Origin of the sequence: Paenibacillus algorifonticola (assembly GCF_000971975.1) — a bacterium.
In the GTDB taxonomy this organism is placed as follows: domain Bacteria; phylum Bacillota; class Bacilli; order Paenibacillales; family Paenibacillaceae; genus Pristimantibacillus; species Pristimantibacillus algorifonticola.
On the sequence record NZ_LAQO01000072.1, the window covers coordinates 1 to 7,325 of the forward strand.

The 7,325-nt window shown below is 38.9% G+C and carries 4 protein-coding genes; 3 read left to right on the forward strand and 1 reads right to left on the reverse strand.

The features are described from left to right. Positions 1 to 296: 296 nt before the first annotated feature. Positions 297 to 1,072 (reverse strand): IS5 family transposase gene (locus tag WH37_RS35205; RefSeq protein ID WP_177218119.1). Its coding sequence is split into 2 segments (ribosomal slippage): positions 297 to 748 and positions 748 to 1,072, totalling 777 coding nucleotides; the frame shifts between segments, so codons are not numbered across the junction. 245 nt (positions 1,073 to 1,317) lie between these two features. Here WH37_RS35205 and WH37_RS32815 point away from each other — a divergent pair. Genes WH37_RS32815 through WH37_RS32825 form a run of 3 tightly spaced genes read left to right on the forward strand, consistent with a single transcriptional unit; the run spans position 1,318 to position 6,894 of the window. Further along, the gene (locus WH37_RS32815; protein WP_046234883.1) at positions 1,318 to 4,077 is read left to right on the forward strand and encodes a type I restriction endonuclease subunit R; all 2,760 of its coding nucleotides are present in this window, start codon (positions 1,318 to 1,320) and stop codon (positions 4,075 to 4,077) included. Continuing rightward, positions 4,077 to 5,405, forward strand: a complete 1,329-nt coding sequence (locus WH37_RS32820; protein ID WP_052737427.1) for a restriction endonuclease subunit S — start codon at positions 4,077 to 4,079, stop codon at positions 5,403 to 5,405. Before WH37_RS32815 ends, WH37_RS32820 begins: the two co-directional genes overlap by 1 nt. Before the next feature lies 1 nt (position 5,406). Continuing rightward, the gene (locus WH37_RS32825) at positions 5,407 to 6,894 is read left to right on the forward strand and encodes a class I SAM-dependent DNA methyltransferase (protein WP_046234884.1); all 1,488 of its coding nucleotides are present in this window, start codon (positions 5,407 to 5,409) and stop codon (positions 6,892 to 6,894) included. The last annotated feature ends 431 nt before the right edge of the window (positions 6,895 to 7,325 follow it).

Genomic DNA, 7,325 nt, shown 5'->3' on the forward strand with positions numbered 1-7,325 from the left:
TATATGACGCCTGTTCAGTATCGCCAAGAAGCCCTTAAAAAAGTTGTCTGATTTACTGTTGACAATCCATGAATGAGAGTCTAGAGAGCCGTGGGAAGAATGAGTGGGAAAAGAATAGTTTTGCAGCACAGGCTGCAAGCTGTTCTTTTTTTCTGTAAAAGTCAAAATTGCACGGATATCATAAGTGTGTCGAGACAAAATTTTAAAGGCGATGAGCGAGGCTGAAAAGGTAATATTGGAGAGCCAACAATTGCACATTAAAGGCACATTCCAATTAGGGCGTGTCTGAAAACTCATCATTGGGTCAATTTGAAAATGGAAGCTATGTATATAAACGCGAGGAATGACTTAGCCAACTTGTCGTAACGAGTCGCCACACGGCGAAAGTGTTTGATTTTATTGAAAAAGCACTCAACCAAGTGGCGTTCTTTGTACCGATACCAATCGACTTTCCTTGGATGTTGACTATTCGCTTTAGGTGGAATGGTGTAAGTGGCCTGTTTAGTCGTAATCCAGTTCCGAATGGCTTCTGAGCCATAGGCTTTATCGCCAAGAATATGGCTTCCCGTAATATCCAGCTCCTGAAGCAATTCGATCGCTGGAACAGAATCATAAACTTGGCCACCCGTCAGTAGAAAAGCTAGAGGGTGGCCTAATCCATCGACTACCGTATGAAGTTTGGTTGTCTTGCCGCCACGACTGACGCCGATGTGTTGATTCACCTCGTGTCCGTCTGCGTTTTTTTTGCACCGGCACTGTGTTGGTGGGCTTTGATCGATGTAGAATCGATGCTCAAATTTTCAAAATCCGGCTCGATGTGAAGGGCTTGGAAGATGGCGATAAGTAGTCCGGAGTCTCGCCATTTGCAGAAGCGACTGTAGGCCGTTTTCCATGAACCATAACGTTCTTCCGGCAAGTCTCGCCATGCCGCACCACTTCGGGCAATCCAAAGAAAGGCATTAAACATCGTGCGATTGCTTAATTTTGACGGACGTCCTGTTTGATAGGGTGGGAACATGTCCTTTATTTGTTCCCACTGTTCATCGGTTATTTCGTACCGTCTTGGAATCATGCTTGTTTCTCCATTCGTTTTTCTCCTATCATACCATATGATTTTTTAGTTTTCAGACACGCCCTAGTTTTTGGATTCCGCATGAAGGAAGAGGGGGGTAATTGTTTCTCCAACTGTAACTTTCGAATCGAATATAAGGATATCCGCATTTTAGAGGATTCTGTATAAATTTGTAGAATTACTAAGGTGAAAATTAGGCTTGTTTATATTATTAATTAAGTATTTTTTGAGTAGAGGTGAAATTGTTGAACAAGAACCCTGAACAGTTCGCAAGGGATGAGATTGACCGTAAATTAAAATTAAGTGGATGGGTTATTCAAAACAAGAAAAACATGAATCTCTATGCTGGTCAAGGAGTTATTATACGTGAGTATCACACTGATGTGGGACCGGCGGATTATATTATGTTCGTAGACCAAGAGCCTGTTGGGGTTATTGAAGCTAAGAGGGTTGAAGACGGGCAGAGGTTGCGGGTGGCAGAAGAACAGTCTAAAGAATATGCCAATAGCAAGTTGAAATATTTGCAATTTAAACCATTGCGCTTTGTGTATGAGAGCACAGGGGTATTAACACATTTCACGGATTATGACGATCCCAAGCCTAGAGCAAGGGAAGTATTTACTTTTCATCGTCCAGAAACTTTAAGCGAGATTTTAAGAAAGACCCAACCACTTAGAGGTAGATTGCAATCTATCCCTAAATTAAATCCTGACAAGCTACGTGATTGTCAGATTAATGCTATTACGAAACTTGAGGCATCTTTTAAAGTTAATAAACCCCGGGCTCTCATTCAGATGGCAACCGGATCAGGCAAGACATTTACCGCAATTACCTCCATATATAGACTTCTTAAATATGCCGACGCGAAGCGTGTCCTTTTTTTAGTCGATACCAAGAATTTAGGTGAACAGGCTGAACAGGAATTTCATTCCTATCAGCCTAACGATGATAATCGTAAATTTACTGAGCTTTACAATGTACAACGTTTGAAATCGAATTATATTTCCACGGACAGTCAAGTATGCATCAGTACCATCCAGCGGTTTTATTCTATACTGAAAGGGGAGGAATTAGATGAATCTGCCGAAGAAACTAACCCAGGTGAGAATAATTCTATGTGGAATAAGCGCGAACCTCTTCCCGTAGTCTATAATGAACTTGTACCGATTGAATTTTTTGATTTTATCATCATTGATGAGTGTCACCGCAGCATCTACAATTTATGGCGGCAAGTTCTCGATTATTTCGATGGATTTCTAATTGGACTTACCGCTACACCTGATAAGAGAACGTTCGGCTTCTTCAATCAGAATATGGTAAGTGAATATCCCCATGAATTAGCGGTTGCTGATGGAGTGAATGTAGGGCATACTATTTTCTTGATTGAAACAGAGATAACGAAACAAGGCGCAAAGATGAAATGCGGAGAGTTTATTGATAAGCGAGAAAAACTGACCCGACGTAAAAGACTAGAGCAATTGGATGAAGATGTTGCTTATACAGCACTCAAGTTAGATAATGAGGTTGTGAACCCAAGTCAGATCAGAATGATAATACGTACATTTAAAGACAACTTACCTATTATCTTTCCTGGGCGTACTGAAGTTCCAAAGACACTTATTTTTGCGAAGACAGATAGTCATGCAGATGATATTATCCAGATTGTGCGAGAAGAGTTTGATGAAGGAAATTCATTTTGTAAGAAAGTCACTTATAAAGCTGATGAAGATCCTAAATCAGTGCTTAATCAATTCAGGAATGATTACAATCCTCGCATCGCTGTCACTGTAGATATGATTGCAACGGGCACTGATGTTAAACCGTTGGAATGTCTTATATTTATGCGTGATGTTAAGAGCAAAAATTATTTTGAGCAGATGAAAGGGAGGGGGACACGAACCATCCAGTTGGATGATCTACGCAAGGTAACTCCTTCTGCTCGTTACACGAAAGACCATTTTGTCATTATAGATGCAATTGGTGTCACTAAATCACTAAAGACTGACAGCCGTCCACTTGACCGTCAACCTAGCGTTTCCTTGAAAGATCTTCTACGGGCAGTGACTGTAGGGGCAAAGGACGAGGACTTGTTCACAACGCTTGCTAGTCGGTTAGCGAGATTGGAGAAGCAACTTAGTGATCAGGAAAAAGAGAAGTTTAATGAACTCGCGAGGGGAAAGACAATCAATAAAGTCGTTAAGGAATTACTCGAAGCGTATAATCCTGATGTCTTAGAAGATAGTGCTAGAAGAATTTACGGTACCGAGGCAGACGATATTCCAACAATTAGCCAAATTCAAGAAGTACAGAATGCTTTAATTAGGAAAGCGGCTTCCACCTTCTCTGGGGAGCTCAATGAGTACATTGAGAACGTGCGGAAGATCCATGAACAATACATTGATCTTGTTAATTTAGATACTGTAACAGCTTTAGGCTGGGACGCCGATTCCAAAGAAAAGGTAAATGCTATTATCGAGGATTTCAATATTTACATGGAGCAGCATAAAGATGAAATCACCGCGCTGCAAATTTTCTATAATCAACCACATCGGAGAAAAGAATTGACCTTCAAGATGCTTAAGGATTTACTAGAAAAGCTGAGGCTAGATAAACCTGGGCTAGCACCTATTTCGATCTGGCAAGCATATGAACAATTAGACCAAGTAGGTCAATCCACGCCCAAGAATGAGCTTATAGCCCTAGTAGCATTGATAAGAAGAGTCGTAGGTATTGATCAGAAACTGACTTCATTCGATAAAACCGTGGACAAAAATTTTCAAGATTGGGTGTTCAAGAAACAAGCGGGCTCATTGAAGTATAATTCTGAGCAGATGGAATGGTTGCGGATGATGAAAGATCATATTGTGACTTCTTTTCATATTGAAAAAGAGGATATTGACTATTCGCCGTTCGATGCTCAAGGCGGACAGGGGAAGATGTGGCAACTATTCGGTGAACAAATGGATATCATCATAGAAGAACTTAACGAGGGATTGGTGGCATAGTGGTAGGCAATGAATTTGATCGACATCCTATAGGGTGGTTACTCGAAAAATTAGGTGAATTTTCCCTAAATGAAAAAGGTAGAAAACCTAAGAGAGTAGTTAAAGAGCAAAAAGAAGGGTATATGCTTCCTTATGTAAATATTAAGGCTTTTGAAAAGAATTTGATTGATGAGTATACAGATGGAGAAGGTTGCACAATTTGTAATGAAAATGATTTTTTAATGGTTTGGGATGGTTCTAGATCAGGATATGTAGGACGTGCATTGTATGGTGCTGTAGGAAGTACATTAGTGAAAATAAACTTTCCAGGAATAAATAATCTCTACGCATATTATTATCTACAGTCAAAGTATCTAGAAATTAATACTAAGGCAAAAGGAACGGGTACACCTCACGTAGATCCTAATATATTATGGAATTATCAATTTCCTATCGCCCCCATTCAAGAGCAAAGACGTATTGTCGAAAAGATAGAAGAACTTTTCAGTGAATTGGATAATGGAATAGAAACCCTTAAAACCATTCAGCAACAACTTAAAATATATAGACAATCTGTGTTGAAATGGGCGTTTGAAGGGAAGTTGACAAATGTTCAAGAAATTGAGCCTAAGCGCTTATATCTTGAACAAGTGTGCGAGTTTATCACTAAGGGAACAACACCTTCAAAGGACAAACTATTCCAAGGAACGGGTGAAATTCCATTCATAAAAGTATATAATTTGACTTTTGGTGACGAATTAGATTTTACTATTGAACCTACATTTGTTTCTTTTGAGACACATACAGGTTTTCTGAAGAGATCTAAAGTCTTTCCTGGTGACGTATTGATGAATATAGTTGGACCGCCTCTCGGCAAAGTATCAATTGTGCCTAATACTTATGCAGAGTGGAATATAAATCAGGCTATTGCAAGGTTTAGATGTAAAGATGAAATGAATAATAAATTTCTAATGTATTTTCTTTTATGGGAACCCACCACTATTAAGTTAAAGAATAAATCCAAAGCTACAGCAGGACAAATAAATTTGACTCTACAAATTTGCAGGGAAATTGAAATACCTGTATATGACTATGCTGATCAAATTAAAATTGTCCAAGAAATCGAATCTCGCCTATCCATCTGCGACAAACTTGAGGAAACCATAGAACATTGCATGAAACAAGCTGACCTGCTACGTCAAAGCATCCTAAAGAAAGCATTCGAAGGAAAGCTTGTACCTCAGGACCCAAATGATGAACCTGCGGAATTACTATTGGAACGAATTCGTGAAGAGCGTGTTGAAAAATCTAGTAAGACTTCAATAAAACCGAAAAGGAGCACAAAATAACATGAGCGCTAATCAAACTTCTTCGGTTGTTTCGAAGGTATGGGGGTTCAGTAATCTATTAAGAGACGATGGGGTGTCATATGGAGATTACCTAGAGCAACTAACCTATTTGTTGTTCTTGAAAATGGCAGATGAATTCTCGAAGCCTCCCTATAATCGTGTTCTTCCTATACCCGAACAGTATAAATGGACCAAGTTGACCGAAAAAAGAGGTGCGGAGCTAGAGGTCTTCTATATTGAATTACTTCGTGATTTGGGACAATTAAAAGGAATCTTAGGACAGATATTCACCAAATCACAGAATAAAATTCAAGATCCCGCCAAGCTGTATAAGTTGATCGATATGATCGACAAAGAGCAATGGAGTCTGATGGGAGTAGATATTAAAGGTCAGATTTATGAAGGTTTATTAGAGAAAAATGCAGAGGACATTAAGAGCGGTGCAGGACAATATTTCACCCCAAGAACATTGATTAAAGGGATAGTACAATGCATGAAACCAGAACCAATGAGAACAATCGCTGATCCCGCTCTCGGAACGGGTGGATTTTTATTAGCAGCGTATGATTATATTGTTGGTCATCATGATCTGGATAAGGATCAGAAACATTTTCTCAAATTTAAGACTTTCTTCGGAAACGAAATTGTAGCGAACACACGTAGATTGGCATTGATGAATATGTTTTTACACAATATTGGTGATATTGATAGTGAGAACTTCATCTCACCCAATGATGCCCTCGTATCGGATTCTGGTGATCGATATGACTATATTTTGAGTAATCCTCCCTTCGGAAAAAAAAGCAGCATGACCTTTACCAATGAGGAAGGCGAGCAGGAAAAGGATGATTTAACTTACAACCGACAGGATTTCTGGGTGACGACTAGCAATAAGCAACTAAACTTTTTACAACATATTCGTACAATACTCAAGATTGATGGAAAAGCTGCTGTTGTTCTACCTGATAACGTGTTGTTTGAAGGTGGAACAGGGGAGACTATAAGGAAAAAACTATTGGAAACGACTGATTTGCATACGATACTTCGTTTACCTACAGGCATTTTCTATAAACAAGGCGTGAAAGCGAATGTGCTCTTCTTTGATAATAAACCTGCAAGTAAAGAACCTTGGACGAAAGAGATTTGGATCTATGATTTTAGAACGAATATCCACTTCACATTGAAGAAGCATCCGCTAAAGCCGGAGGATTTACAGGATTATATTCAATGTTATAACCCAGCTAATCGCCATGAACGGACAGAGACGTGGAATGCTGATACCAATCCAGAAGGTCGCTGGAGAAAGTTTAGTTATGAGGAAATTATTTCTCGAGACAAGGCAAGCTTGGACATTAGTTGGATTAAAGACAAGAGCTTAGCTGATTTTGATAATCTTCCTGACCCAGACGTATTGGCAAATGGTATTATCGATAACTTAGAGTCGGTGTTGGAAAGCTTTAGAGATATGATGGGGAAGTTGGAGTCTTAGTAAGAAACGCAGTATATGAATATACATTTAATTGTAAAATAGAATATTGAGGTTTTTTCATGATATGTGAAAATTGATTAAGATTTGGGATTCTTATAGAATTGATGTTAAAAATGCATGATATCTTCTTCACAAATGAATATATCTCTATTAATCACTCTTGTTTGGTCATAACCTTGTCATGTAGATGTGTATAAAAAGAAACGACCGCTTCTCGGTATTCCATGGGAGAGCGATCGTTTCTTTTTGTCTGAAGTCTAACTACTATCCGAAAACGCAAGTTATTGTCTGTGAGTAATTGTGCTGCTTTCATTACTAACTCCAGCGGATATTTATTAAATGATTAAACGTTATGAAAAATTATTTGGCTCTTCGCTCTACTGGATGGGTACCACAGACTAGAATGGCTTCATAGATACGTTCCACTTCAA